The organism is Microbispora sp. ATCC PTA-5024 (genome assembly GCF_000511135.2).
GTDB lineage: Bacteria > Actinomycetota > Actinomycetes > Streptosporangiales > Streptosporangiaceae > Microbispora > Microbispora corallina.
Window position 1 is genome coordinate 1201168 of sequence record NZ_KI866522.1, and the last position, 13284, is coordinate 1214451.

The 13284-nt window shown below is 73.8% G+C and carries 11 protein-coding genes; 7 read left to right on the top strand and 4 right to left on the bottom strand.

Annotated features, from left to right (window positions below; genetic code table 11):
- Positions 1-10: 10 nt before the first annotated feature.
- Positions 11-1117, bottom strand: coding sequence for an enolase C-terminal domain-like protein (locus MPTA5024_RS05390; RefSeq protein ID WP_036320394.1), 1107 nt, complete (start codon positions 1115-1117; stop codon positions 11-13).
- A 167-nt stretch (positions 1118-1284) separates the two neighbouring features.
- On the opposite strand from MPTA5024_RS05390, the gene MPTA5024_RS05395 reads away from it, so the two are divergent.
- The 4 genes from MPTA5024_RS05395 to MPTA5024_RS05410 are packed head-to-tail and all read left to right on the top strand — an operon-like array spanning position 1285 to position 7786.
- Positions 1285-3051 carry a thiamine pyrophosphate-dependent enzyme gene (locus tag MPTA5024_RS05395; RefSeq protein ID WP_036320396.1) on the top strand — a complete coding sequence of 589 codons (1767 nt, stop codon included), beginning with the start codon at positions 1285-1287 and terminating at the stop codon, positions 3049-3051.
- Between the two features lie 7 nt (positions 3052-3058).
- Positions 3059-6061, top strand: a complete 3003-nt coding sequence (locus MPTA5024_RS05400; protein WP_084369431.1) for an FAD-binding and (Fe-S)-binding domain-containing protein — start codon at positions 3059-3061, stop codon at positions 6059-6061.
- 14 nt (positions 6062-6075) lie between these two features.
- Entirely contained in the window at positions 6076-6714 is a 639-nt protein-coding gene (locus tag MPTA5024_RS44165; RefSeq protein WP_198166957.1) for a MarR family winged helix-turn-helix transcriptional regulator, read from the top strand.
- Positions 6715-6730: 16 nt separating this feature from the next.
- Complete coding sequence (locus MPTA5024_RS05410; protein WP_036320398.1) at positions 6731-7786, top strand: glucose 1-dehydrogenase; 1056 nt, start codon at positions 6731-6733, stop codon at positions 7784-7786.
- A gap of 29 nt (positions 7787-7815) precedes the next feature.
- Here MPTA5024_RS05410 and MPTA5024_RS05415 read toward each other — a convergent pair whose 3' ends face one another.
- Positions 7816-8232 carry a hypothetical protein gene (locus MPTA5024_RS05415; protein WP_051457731.1) on the bottom strand — a complete coding sequence of 139 codons (417 nt, stop codon included), beginning with the start codon at positions 8230-8232 and terminating at the stop codon, positions 7816-7818.
- On the opposite strand from MPTA5024_RS05415, the gene MPTA5024_RS44495 reads away from it, so the two are divergent.
- Positions 8186-8332 (top strand): hypothetical protein, encoded by a 147-nt coding sequence (locus MPTA5024_RS44495; protein ID WP_442922042.1) that lies wholly within the window; start codon positions 8186-8188, stop codon positions 8330-8332. The genes MPTA5024_RS05415 and MPTA5024_RS44495 overlap by 47 nt on opposite strands.
- Before the next feature lie 96 nt (positions 8333-8428).
- Positions 8429-9526 carry a hypothetical protein gene (locus MPTA5024_RS41870; RefSeq protein WP_198166958.1) on the top strand — a complete coding sequence of 366 codons (1098 nt, stop codon included), beginning with the start codon at positions 8429-8431 and terminating at the stop codon, positions 9524-9526.
- A 51-nt stretch (positions 9527-9577) separates the two neighbouring features.
- Here MPTA5024_RS41870 and MPTA5024_RS05425 read toward each other — a convergent pair whose 3' ends face one another.
- Positions 9578-10651: a family 2 encapsulin nanocompartment cargo protein polyprenyl transferase gene (locus tag MPTA5024_RS05425; RefSeq protein WP_084369625.1), complete on the bottom strand. Its 1074-nt coding sequence runs from the start codon at positions 10649-10651 to the stop codon at positions 9578-9580.
- 188 nt (positions 10652-10839) lie between these two features.
- Positions 10840-12249 carry a family 2B encapsulin nanocompartment shell protein gene (locus MPTA5024_RS05430; RefSeq protein ID WP_051457733.1) on the bottom strand — a complete coding sequence of 470 codons (1410 nt, stop codon included), beginning with the start codon at positions 12247-12249 and terminating at the stop codon, positions 10840-10842.
- A gap of 291 nt (positions 12250-12540) precedes the next feature.
- Between MPTA5024_RS05430 and MPTA5024_RS05435 the strand changes: the two genes are divergently transcribed.
- Positions 12541-13284: aldo/keto reductase (locus MPTA5024_RS05435; protein ID WP_232326220.1), on the top strand; the 744-nt coding region annotated here is incomplete at its 3' end.

Sequence of the window (13284 nt, forward strand, 5' to 3'; positions counted from 1 at the left end):
GACGGATCTCCTATCCCGCCGGGGCAACGCGGTGGCGCTCGGCGGCGTCGCGGCGCAGCTCCAGGCCGTGTCCCGGTACGTCGGTGCGGGGGCGGGCGAGGCCGCCCGCCGGGTCGGCGGCGCCCGCGAACAGCTCGGTCTCGATGCGCACGTGGTCGTGGAACCACTCGATGTGGCGCAGGTTCGGCGTGGCGGCAGCCGCCGGCAGGTGCAGGTTGGGGGCGCAGTGGGCCGACACCGGGAGGTGGCGCCCGGCGGCGACGGCGGCCGCGCCGAACCAGCCGGTGTAGCCGCCGCAGCGGGTGGCGTCGATCTGCAGGCAGTCGACCGCCCCCGCCTCGCACATCCGGGTGAAGTAGCCGAGGTCTCCCCCGTACTCCCCGGCGGCCACGTCGGCCTCCGAGCGGGACCGGACCAGCCGGAGCCCCTCCAGGTCGTCGGACGAGACCGGCTCCTCGAACCACCGCACGCCGTGGTCGCGCATCCGCCGTTCCAGCCGTACGGCCTGCTTGGCGCCGTACCCGCCGTTGGCGTCCACGTAGAGCTCGGCGTCGTCCCCGATGACGCGGCGGGCCAGGGCGATCCGGTGGAGGTCGCGGGCCGGTTCGCTCCCCCACGACTCCCCGATCTTGATCTTGACGCGGGGGATGCCCTGCCCGTGCACCCAGTGCCGGAGCTGCGCGGCGGTCGTCTCGTCGTCGTAGGTGGTGAAGCCGCCCGAGCCGTACACCGGCACCTCGGCGCGGGCGGCGCCGAACAGGCGGACCAGCGGCGTCCCGAGCAGGCGCGCCTTGAGGTCCCACAGCGCGACGTCGACCGCCGAGATCGCGTACCCGGCCACGCCGCTCCGCCCGGCGTTGCGGACCCGGCGCACCATCGCGGTCCAGACGGCCGGGATGTCGAACGGGTCGGCGCCGGTCACCACCCCGGCCAGCGTCCCGGCCGCGAAGGACGCCGCGGCGGCGGGGGCGTAGGTCCACCCGAGGCCGACGGCGTCCCCCGCGTCGGCCTCGGCCACGACGAGCGTGGTCGCGTCCCACGCCAGGGTGCCGTCCGCCTCGGGCAGGTCGGCCGGGATGCGGTAGGCCGCGGCGCGCACGGCGCGGATGCTGGTCATGCCGCCTCCGGAGCATGTCGTGGACCGCGGCCCGGGATCCGGGCCCGGACTGCGGGCGTGGTCCTCGCCCTACCCCGCGGACGGTGCCCAAACGGCGAAACATTCGTAGAGGAAAAATTTTCCATGCGGTGAGTGTCAGATCCCCGAGGACGGGCAGCGCGGCAGGTATGAGTGAAATCGCCTCCGAAGTGCTCGTCCGGCGGCTGGCCGACTGGGGTGTCGACACGGTCTTCGGGCTCCCGGGTGACGGGATCAACGGGATCATGGAAGGCCTGCGCCGCCAGTCCGACCGGATCAGGTTCGTGCTGGTGCACCACGAGGAGGCGGCCGCGTTCATGGCGACCGCCCACGCCAAGGCCACCGGGCGCATCGGCGTCTGCCTGGCCACCTCGGGTCCCGGCGGCATCCACCTGCTGAACGGGCTGTACGACGCCAAGCTCGACCACATGCCGGTGCTCGCGATCACCGGCATGCAGGAGACCAGCGTGCTGGGCACCGGCTACCAGCAGGAGGTCCACCTCGAGCAGCTCTTCGCCGACGTCGCGGAGTACAACCTCGTGGTCGACAACCCCGCGCAGCTGCCCGGCGTGGTCGACATCGCGGTCCGCACGGCCTACGCCCGGCGCGGCGTGGCCCACCTGTGCCTGCCGAACGACGTGCAGGTCGCCCCGGCCGACGAGGATCCCTACCAGCACGTGGCGCCGGCCCGGCCCCCGGCGACCGCGCCGATCTACCTGTCCCCGCCCGGCACGCCGCGACGGGAGGATCTCGAGGCCGCGGCGAAGGTCCTCAACGGGGGCGCGAAGCCCGCGATCCTGGCCGGAGCAGGGGCGCTGCACGCGCGTGACGAGGTGCTGGCCGTCGCCGACGCCCTGGGCGCGCCGGTCATCAAGACGCTGCCGGGCAAGGCCGTCATCCCCGACGACTCGCCGTTCGCCGTGGGCGGGATCGGCCTGCTCGGCACCCGGCCCGGCGAGGACCTGGTCGAGGACTGCGACACCCTCCTCATGGTGGGCACCAACTTCCCCTACACGAAGCACCTGCCCGAGCCGGGCAAGGTCGCCGTGGTGCAGATCGAGGCCGACCCCGTCAGGGCCGGGCTGCGGCTGCCCACCCAGGTGCCGATGGTGGGCGACGCCAAGGAGGGCCTGGCCGCCCTGCTGCCGCTGCTGCGGCGCCGGGACGACCGCTCCCACCTGGAGAAGTACCAGGACGCCATGCGCAAGTGGCGCGAGGACATGGCCGCGCTGGTGTCGCCCAAGCGCAGCCCGATAGCCCCGCAGTACCTCATCGGCTGCGTCGACCGGGCGGCCTCCGACGACGCCATCCTGACCTGCGACTCCGGCACGATCGCCACCTGGGCCGCGCGGCACTGGACGATCCGCGGCCGCCGCGAGTTCTACCTGTCGGGCAATCTCGCCACGATGGCGCCCGGCCTGCCGTACGCGATCGCGATGCAGCTCGCCCACCCCGGACGGCAGGTGATCTCGTTCATCGGCGACGGCGGCTTCGCCATGCTGATGGCCGAGTTCCACACGGCCGCCCGGCTCGGGCTGCCGATCACGGTGGTGGTCAACAACAACGACTCGCTCGGCCAGATCCTGTGGGAGCAGATGGTGCTCGGCTATCCCGAGCACGGCGTCCGGTTCGGGCTGCCCGCGACGGACTTCTCGGCCTGGGCGCGGTCGTGCGGCGCGTACGGCCGCAAGGTGACCGACCCGGCCGATGTCGACGAGGCCGTGCGGCAGGCGCTCGCCCATGAGGGGCCGGCGCTCGTCGACGTCGACGTGGACCCGAACGAGCCGCCCATGCCGGGCAAGGTGAGCCACGACCAGGCGATCAAGTTCGCGGAGGCCTTCCTGAAGGGCCAGCCGCACAAGGCGGCCATCGCCACCACGCTGTTCAAGGACAAGATCTCGCAGCTCGGGAGGTGACCGGCCGATGACCGCCCAGGCCTTCGTCCCCACGCCGGTGACCCGGCGGCCCCGTGAGCCGTACGTGCGGGTGCGCGAGCTGGAGCGCGACCTCGCGGCCCGCGTGGACGGCGAGGTCCGCTTCGACCCGGGCACCCGCGGCGCCTACTCCACCGACGGGTCCAACTACAGGCAGGTCCCGATCGGGGTGGTGGTGCCGCGCAGCGTGGAGGCCGCGGCGGAGGCCGTGGCGGTCTGCCGCGAGCACCGGGCGCCGGTCACCTCCCGTGGCGGCGGCACCAGCCTGGCCGGCCAGACCTGCAACGCGGCCGTCGTGATCGACTGGTCGAAGTACTGCCACCGGCTGGTCTCCGTCGACCGGGCGGCGCACACCTGCGTGGTCGAGCCCGGCATCGTGCTCGACACGCTCAACCTGTTGCTGCGGGACACGGGCCTGATGTTCGGGCCCCGCCCGTCCACCCACTCGCACTGCACGCTCGGCGGCATGATCGGCAACAACTCCTGCGGCTCGACGGCGCAGGCGTACGGCAAGACCGCCGACAACGTCGCCCGCCTGGAGATCCTCACCTACGACGGGCTGCGCACGTGGGTCGGCCCGACCGGCGGGGACGAGTTCGAGCGGATCCTCGCGGAGGGCGGGCGGCGCGCCGAGATCTACCGCGGCCTGCGGGACGTCGTCGGCGCCCACGCCGGCGAGATCCGCCGCCGCTTCCCCGACATCCCCCGGCGGGTGTCGGGCTACAACCTCGACCAGCTGCTCCCGGGCGGCGACTTCGACCTGGCCAGGGCGCTGGTCGGCTCCGAGGGCACGCTCGTCACCGTGCTGCGGGCCGAGCTGCGGCTGGTCCCGGCGCCGAAGGCCGAGAGCCTCGTCGTCCTCGGCTACCACGACATCGCGGTGGCGGGGGACGCCGTCCCGCGCATCGCCGCGCACCGCCCGCTGCAGCTGGAGGGCGTGGACGACAAGCTCGTCGGCTACGAGCGGCGCAAGGGCATGCACCCGGAGGCGCTCAAGGAGCTGCCGGAAGGCGGCGGCTGGCTGATGGTCTCCTTCGGCGGCGACTCGCAGGAGGAGACCGACGACCGGGCGAACGCGCTCGTGGACGACCTGCGCGGCAGCGACCACGAGCCGCACGTCGCGTTCTTCGACACCGAACGGCTGGAGAAGGAGCTGTGGGAGGTCCGCGAGTCGGGCCTCGGCGCCACGGCCCGCGTCCCCGGCATGCGCGAGACCTGGGAGGGCTGGGAGGACTCCGCGGTCCCGCCCGAGCGGCTCGGCGACTACCTGCGCGACCTGTACCGGCTGTTCGAGGAGTTCGGGTACGGAGACGCCTCGCTGTACGGGCACTTCGGGCAGGGCTGCGTGCACACCCGCATCCCGTTCGACCTCGTCACCGCCGACGGCGTGCGCGCCTTCCGCGCGTTCCTCGACCGGGCCGCCGACCTGGTCGTGTCGTACGGCGGCTCGCTGTCGGGCGAGCACGGCGACGGGCAGTCGCGGGGCGAGCTGCTGCCGCGGATGTTCGGCCCCGCGGTCATGACGGCGTTCGAGCAGGTCAAGGCCGTCTTCGACCCCGATGACCGGATGAACCCCGGCAAGATCGTGGCGCCCTACCGGCTGGACGAGAACCTCCGGCTCGGGCCCGGCTGGACGCCGGCCGAGCCGGACGCCCGCTTCGGCTACCCGGCCGACGAGGGCAGCTTCCAGCGCGCCGTCATGCGGTGCGTGGGGGTGGGCCAGTGCCGCCGGCCCTCCGGCGGGGTGATGTGCCCGTCGTACCGAGCGACGAGGGAGGAGGAGCACTCGACGCGCGGCCGGGCCCGGCTGCTGTTCGAGATGCTCGACGGTCACGCCGACTCCACGGTCCGGGACGGCTGGCGCTCCGAGGCCGTGCGCGACGCCCTCGACCTCTGCCTGGCCTGCAAGGGGTGCAGCCACGACTGCCCCATGGAGGTCGACATGGCGACCTACAAGGCCGAGTTCCTGTCCCACCACTACTCCGGGCGGGTGCGCCCGGCCGCCCACTACTCGATGGGATGGCTGCCGGTGCTGGCCCGGCTGGCCGCGTTCGCGCCGCGTGCCGTCAACGTTCTCACCCACACGCCGGGGCTGGGCGCCCTCGCCAAGCGGGCCGGGGGGATCGAGCCCGCCCGTCCCGTGCCGTACTTCGCCGATCTTCGCTTCAGCGACTGGTACCGGCGCAGGGGCCCGCGCGGCGACGGCGAGCGGGGGACGGTGGTGCTGTGGCCCGACACGTTCACCGACAACCTCACCCCCCACATCGGCCGGGCCGCCGTCGCGGTCTTGGAGTCGGCGGGCTACCGGGTGGTGCTCCCGCCGCGCACCCTGTGCTGCGGCCTCACCTGGATCTCCACGGGACAGCTCGGCGTGGCCGAACGGGTGCTGCGCCGGACGCTCCGCACGCTGGCGCCCGCGCTGCGGCGGGGAACGCCCATCGTGGCCCTGGAGCCGAGCTGCGCCGCCGTGTTCCGCTCCGACGCGGCCAACCTGCTCCCGCACGACCGCGACGCCGTACGGCTGAAGGAGCAGACGCGCACGCTCGCCGAGCTGCTCACGCGGACCGACGGGTGGCGGCCGCCGCGCATCGACAGGGACGCCGTCTCCCAGCCGCACTGCCACCACCACTCGGTGCTGGGCTACGACACCGACAGGCACCTGCTGCGCGACGCCGGCGTACGCCTCGACGCGGTGGGCGGGTGCTGCGGGCTGGCCGGCGACTTCGGCTTCACGGCCGGGCACCTCGACGTGTCCCTCGCGTGCGCCGAGAGCGAGCTGCTCCCGGCCGTCCGCGACGCCGGCCCCGAGACGCTGATCCTCGCCGACGGGTTCAGCTGCCGTACGCAGATCGAGAACGCGGGCACCGGACGTCAGGCGCTGCACCTGGCGGAGCTGCTGGCCTCCGCCATCCGCGGGGACGACCTGGGCCCCTACCCCGAGCGGCGCATCGCCCGGCGGCCCGGACGCCCCCAGGTCCTGGGCCAGAGATGAACGTGGAGGAGAGCATGAGCCCCCTGATGAGCCCCCCGGCATGCAGGCCCGGCAGCCCCGCTCGGGAGGACGCGCCGCGGGAGAGCGACGACCCCGCGCCGGAGCGCGGGTGTGAGAACGGCGTGCCTGAGGACGGCGCCGCATGGGAGCGCGCGTCTGAGGGCGGCGTGCCGGAAGACGGCGCCCGTGGCGGGGACGACCTGGCGGACGCGGCGTGGCGGGTCGAGGAGGCCTCGCTCGCGCTGGTGGAGATGACGCTCAACGCCGTGGCCGAGCAGAGCGAGCTGTCGTTGACCCAGCTGCGCGTGCTGCTGGCCGTGGACCGGCACGGTCCGCTCAACCTCAGCACGCTCGCCGCGCGGCTCGCGATGTCGATCTCGGCCGCCGGACGGCTGGTGGCCCGGCTCGACGCGGCCGGCCTGGTGGCCCGGCTGCTCGCCCCGCACAGCCGGCGGGAGATCAGCATCACCGTGACCCCGCTGGGACGGCGGTCGCTGGACGAGCTCCGCGCCGCCCGCCGGCGGGACATCGCCGCCGCGCTGGGCATCCTGCCGCCCGCCACCCGGCGGACGCTCGCCGACACCCTCACCGAGCTGACCGCCGCCGCCGGGGCCGTGACGCCCGGCGGCGACGGCCGTCCCTTACAGGCCTGACGGAAGGACGTGCGTCATGCGCGCACTCACGGTCGTCCCGCGGACCGGCGGCTCGCTCGCGGTCTCCGACGTGCCGGAGCCCGAGCCCGGGCCGGGCGACCTGCTGGTCGACGGGCTCGCGGTCGGCGTGTGCGGCACCGACAAGGAGATCGCCGCGGGCGACTACGGCTGGGCGCCGCCCGGGCGCGAGCGGCTGGTGATCGGGCACGAGTCCCTGGGGCGGGTGAGACGGGCCCCGTCCGGCAGCGGCTTCTCCCCCGGCGACCTCGTCGTCGGCCTGGTCCGGCGGCCCGACCCGGTGCCGTGCGGGGCCTGCGCGCACGGGCAGTTCGACATGTGCCGCAACGGCCGCTACACCGAGCGGGGCATCAAGGAGCTCGACGGGTACGCGAGCGAGTCGTGGGCCGTGGAGCCGGAGTACGCGGTGCGGCTCGACCCCGGCCTGGCCGAGGTCGGCATGCTGATGGAGCCCACCTCGGTGGTCGCCAAGGCGTGGGAGCAGGTCGACAAGGTAGGGGCACGGGCCTGGTTCGAGCCGCGGACGGCCCTGGTGACGGGCGCCGGGCCCATCGGCCTGCTGGCCGCGCTGCTCGGCGTGCAGCGCGGGCTCGACGTGCACGTCCTCGACCGCGTCACCACGGGCCCCAAGCCTGGCCTCGTCGCCGGTCTCGGCGCCACCTACCATTCCGGCGCCTTCGACGAGGCGGTCGCCAAGGCGCGGCCGGACGTCGTGATCGAGGCGACCGGCGTGGCCGACGTCGTGTTCGACGCGATCGCCACGACCGCGCCGTACGGGATCGTGTGCCTGACGGGCGTCTCCCCCGCCGGTCGGCGGCTCACGGTGGACGCCGGGACGCTCAACCGCGAGATGGTGCTGGAGAACGACGTGGTGGTGGGCTCGGTCAACGCCAACATGGGCCACTACGCCACCGCGGCCGCCGCGCTCGCCGAGGCCGACCCCGCGTGGCTGATGCGGCTGATCTCCCGCCGGGTCCCGCTCGACCGCTTCGCCGAGGCCTTCGGGCACGAGGAGGACGACGTCAAGGTGGTCGTCACCCTCGCCGGATCGTGAGGACGAGGCGGAGACGCCGGTCCGCGCGCCTACCCGAGGAACTCCCGCAGCGAGCGCGGTTCGCGGCCCAGGATGTCTGCCACGGTCGTGGTCGTGCCCGCCCAGCGCCCGTCCCCGATCTGCGCCATGAGCTCGGCCAGGTCACGGGCAGTCTGGGCGGGCATGCCGCGCTTCTCCAGGTGAACGGCGGCCTCCTCCACGGACAGGTCCACGTAACGCACGGCCCGGCCGGACGCGCGGGTGACCTCGGCGGCGACCTCGTCATGCGTGGGCGCCGACGGCCCGGTGAGCTCGTACGTGGCGTCGGCCCCGACGGGACGCGTCAGCAGCGCGGCCGCACTGGCCGGGACCTCCGCGCCGCAGGCGAGGCAGGCACTGGTGCAGCGCCTCGACGGGTTGGTGCGGCAGGCGCAGGCGGACGGTGCGATGCGTTCGGATGCCGGCACCGGCGACCTCATGGAGCTGCTCAGCGTTTTCGCCTGCCATCCGGGCGTCGTCCCGGAACGCTTCCTGTCTCTCATGCTCGACGGCCTCAGCCGGCGTTAGCCGCGCCGGCTGAGGCCGTGCCGCCGGCGAAGCATCTGTGAGTCCTCTCAGCCCACCTCAGCGTCGCCACAGGCTCTCCCCCATACATTGCGGAACATGACGGACGCTCGACTGTCACAGAACCGAATGTCGGCACCCGGCCGGTGGCGCCGTCGGTCGTCCTGGACCGGGTATGCCGCCTTCGGCTGGTCGGTGGTCTACGGGACGTTCGGCCTGGTCGCCGCGCTGACCGGGACCGCGGTCTTCTACCGCGCCGCGGAGCCGCTGCCGGTCGGCCTGGACTGGGCCGTCGTGGCCGTGGCCGTCCCGGCGGCGACGGCGACCCTGGCCGGCCTGGCGCCGTGGGGCCGGCGGATTCCCCGGCCGGTCCTTCGCGTCACGCTGGTGAGCCTGGGCGTGGTGTGCGGCATGGCCGCATTCGGCCTGCTGATGGACGCGATCACTCTGGTCTTCAACCAGACCGTCGACAGCTGGACGGCGACCGGCAACCGGGCGCTCGCCGCGGCCGGCGTGGTGCTGCTCATCGCCACGGCCCGCTCCCACCGCTCCTCCGCGTACGGCGCCTGCCCGCACTGCGGCGCCGCGCACACCTCCTCCACCGGGCGGCGCAGGCCGGAGCCCACAGCCGCTCCACGCCGCGTCCGCGTGATGGCCTACGCGGGCGCCGCGGCGTTCCTCCCGTACGCGGCCATGAAGACGACATGGGCGCTGGGCGGGACCTTCGCCGGTGTCAGCGGAGCCCAGATGCTGGCGACAGCCGAGCGCAACGGCGCCTCGGGGGTGTGGCTCACCCTGGCCCACTGGGGCATCGACGCCACGGCGCTGCTGGCCGCGCTCGGAGTGTTCCTCATCCTCGGCCTGGTACGGCCGTGGGGGCAGGTGTTCCCCCGGTGGACGCTCGCCCTGCGCGGCAGGCGGGTGCCTCGCTGGCTGCCGCTCACCCCCGCGCTGATCGGCGCCGCAACGCTCGCGCCCTACGGAGCGGCCGGAGCGGTGTACGCCGCCCTCGGCACGGTGGGCGTGGTGACCGTCTCCCGGGGGGACCTCCCCACCCCGGGGGACGCCCTGCTGGTGACCTGGTTCGGGCTCGGCGCCTTCGCCGTGTACGGCATCGCGCTGGCCGCGGCCGCCTTGTCCTACCTGCGCCGCACCCAGCCGATCTGCGCGAGCACCGAAGCGGAGGTCCCGTCCTGAACCACGCCGTCCCGGCCGTGCTCGACGTGGAGAGACCGGCGCCAGAACGGCTCAGTGGTCGCGGTCGGCGGCGAGGCGGGCGAGGGCCTCCAGCTCGGCCGCGGCGCGCGGCTCGGGCTCGGCCGCCCGCAGCCGGTCGAGGGCCTCGGCCAGCAGGTCGTCCACCGCCGCGACGCTCCACTCGCGGCCGCCGGCCTCCTCGACCAGCTCCGCGGCCCTGGTCAGGTCGCACGGCGACAGCGGCGGCTCCTGGTGGTAGAGCTCGGCGAGCTCGGCGCCTGCGGGCGTCCCGGACGTCAGCGCGGCCACGACCGGCAGCGACTTCTTCCTGCTGCGCAGATCGGAGTGGACAGGCTTGCCGGTCACCGCGGGGTCGCCCCAGATGCCGAGCAGGTCGTCCACGACCTGGAACGCCAGCCCGAGCCGTTCCCCGAACGCCGCCAGATTCGCGGCCCGGCCGCTCGTGGCGCCGCCGTACAGGGCGCCGAGGGCGCAGGCGCACCCCATCAGGGCGCCCGTCTTGCCCTCGGCCATCCGCAGGCACTCGGCCAGCCCCACGTCGGTCCGCAGCTCGAAGTCCACGTCGGCGCTCTGGCCGTCCAGCAGCGACTGCACGCACGCCCCGAGCACCCGCACGCCCTCGCCGGCCCGCCCTCCCCTCGTCACCGCGGTGAAGGCGAGCGACAGCATGGCGTCCCCGGCCAGGATGGCGGCCGTCCGGCCGAACGCGCTCCAGGCCGTGGGCCGGTGGCGCCGGGTGGTGTCCCCGTCGATGACGTCGTCGTGGACCAGGGAGAAGTTGTGCACGAGCTCGACCGCGACGGCGGCCGGGACGGCCTCCTCCGCCTGCCCGCCGGCCGCCTCCGCGGCGAGCAGCACGAGCGCGGGGCGCAGCGCCTTGCCGCCGTTGGCCTCGATCGGCCGCTCGCGCTCGTCCCACCACCCGAAGTGGTAGCCGGCCACCCGCCGCATCGGCGGGGCGAGCGTCGCCACGGACTGCCGCAGGGGGAGGTCGAGCAGTCCCCTGGCCCAGCCCAGCACCTCGTCCGCGCGCCGCACGTCCGGAACGGCGGCCGCCCGCCCGTCCGGGGCCGGGGTCTTGCGGGAGTCAACGGTCACAGCCATCACCACCCATCTGTCGGGTCAGGAAGCCGCCCGCCCCGGCCGCGTCCCGCGAGCCCCATAGCCCGATCAGGGACGCCGTGCCGGGACCTTCTACGTACCCCCGGATCCCGGCGGGGGCACCCGTACCGGGATCCGGGGGCCTCGTCGCCCTCGTCCGCGCTTCAGCGCCAAACCTCAGGGGTCCTTCGTCAGTGCCCGATCTCGACATTCTCCAGGACGCCGAGGGCGTCGGGCACGAGAACGGCGGCGGAATAGTAGGCGCTCACCAGATACGAGATGACGGCCTTCTCGTTGATGCCCATGAACCTGACCGACAGGCTGGGCTCGTACTCGTCCGGGATGCCGGTCTTGTGCAGGCCGATCACCCCCTGGTCGTCCTCGCCGGTGCGGAGGACCAGGATCGAACTGGTCCTGGCCTCGGTGACGGGGATCTTGTTGCAGGGCAGGATGGGGACGCCGCGCCAGGCGGGCACGGTCCGCCCGTGCAGCTCGACCGGCGCCGGGTAGACCCCGCGCCTGGTGCACTCCCGGCCGAACGCCGCGATCGTGCGGGGATGCGCGAGGAAGAAGTGGGAGCTCCTCCGCCGGCTGAGCAGCTCGTCGAGGTCGTCGGGGGTCGGCGGGCCGGTGCGGGTGTAGATGCGCTGCTTGAGGTCGGCGTTGTGCAGCAGGCCGAACTCGCGGTTGTTGACGAGCTCGTGCTCCTGCCGCTCGCGCAGCGCCTCGACCGTCAGGCGGAGCTGCTGCTCGACCTGGTCCATCGGCTCGTTGTACAGGTCGGCGACGCGGGTGTGCACGCGCAGGACCGTCTGCGCGACGCTCAGCTCGTACTCCCGTGGGGTCGCCTCGTAGTCGACGAACGTGGCCGGCAGATCGGGCTCGCCGGAGTGGCCCGAGGCGAGCTCGATCGCGGCCTCGCCGTGCCGGTTCTGGGGGAGGCGGGGGCCCGAACGGTAGCGGTCCAGATGCGACCGCAGGGCGTCCGACTGGGCCATGACGCTCGCGAACACCTGCCGGGGCAGGACCATGACCGTGCACGGGGTCGTCGCCCGGACCGTGAACTCCCACCGGTCCGCCTCGCCGAGGAGCGCCTGCTCGCCGAAGTAGTCGCCGTCGGCCAGCACCCCCAGCACGACCTCGTCGCCGTACGGCCCCTCGCCGAGCCTGGTGACCTTGCCGTGCGCGATCAGCACGATCTGGTCGGCCGGGCCGCCCGCCTCGACCACGGCGTCCCCCGGTTGGAACTCCTGCTGGACGAACCGGCCCGCGAGGGCCTGGAGGACCTCCCCGTCGTCGAAGCCCCGCAGCGCGGGAAGCTCGCACAGCTCCGCGGGGATGACCTCGACCCGGGCCCCGGTCGAGGTGAAGCTGACCCGGCCGTCGCCCACCGCGTAGCTCAGCCGGCGGTTGACCCGGTACGTGCCGCCGGACACCTGCACCCAGGGGAGCATCCGCAGCAGCCAGCGCGAGGAGATGCCCTGCATCTGCGGCACGGATTTGGTCGTCGTCGCGAGATTTCGCGCCGCCGCCGTGCCGAGGCTCGTCCGCGCGCCGTTCACGGCCGGGTCCACCGTTTCCGTCACAACCCCCACCACCATTCTTTTCCGGTTACGGCATAACGGTCCGACAGCTTTTTCGCCTGCAATTTCAGGGGCACAGGGAAATCGCCGGTGAATGTCGTTTCGGGAGAGCGAGATCGCTGAACAGCTCCGATTATGTGCGGCGGCCTTTCCGTGTGTCAATTCCGAACTTTAATTCGCTGAGCTGCCCGTATGCCAAAATCCGAAATGGCGGCGTTTCCCGGGAAAAGAGCCATCGAAATAACGCGAAATGTCGGGCGGAGGCGGTGCGTCCGGCCCCGCTCGGCACAGGGGGTTAGGGTTGGTCCCGTGGAGGAACCCGCCGGCCGGCATGGCCTGAAGGTGACGACCCTCGGCCGCACGGGCCTCGAGGTGACGCCCGTCGGACTCGGGCTGGCCGCCATCGGCCGTCCCGCGTACATCACGCTCGGCCGCGACGACGACCTGGGCGGGGACCGCGACGTGGCCGCGATGCGGGACCGGACGTGGGCGGTGCTCGACGCGGCCAGGGAGGCCGGTGTCCGGCACGTGGACGCCGCCCGCTCGTACGGCAGGGCGGAGGAGTTCCTGGCAGGCTGGCTCGCCGCGCGCGGCGTCGCCCCCGGCGAGCTCACCGTGAGCTCCAAGTGGGGGTACGAGTACGTCGGCGGCTGGCGGCTCGACGCCGAGCGCCACGAGGTGAAGGACCTGTCCGCCGAGCGGCTGCGCCGCCAGCTCGGGGAGACCAGGGCGCTGCTCGGCGACCACCTGTCGCTCTACCAGATCCACTCCGCCACGGTCGAGAGCGGCGTGTTCGACGACGAGGAGGTCCTCGACGGCTTGCGGGCGCTCCGGGCCGAGGGCGTGGCCGTCGGGCTGTCGACCACCGGCCCCCGTCAGGCGGACGCGGTGGACCGGGCGGTCGCGACGGGACTGTTCGACACCGTGCAGTCGACGTGGAATCTGCTGGAGCGCTCGGCCGGCGACGCCCTGGCCCGGGCCCACGCGGCGGGCCTCGGCGTGATCGTGAAGGAGGGCGTCGCGAACGGGCGGCTGACCGCGCGCGCCGCGCCC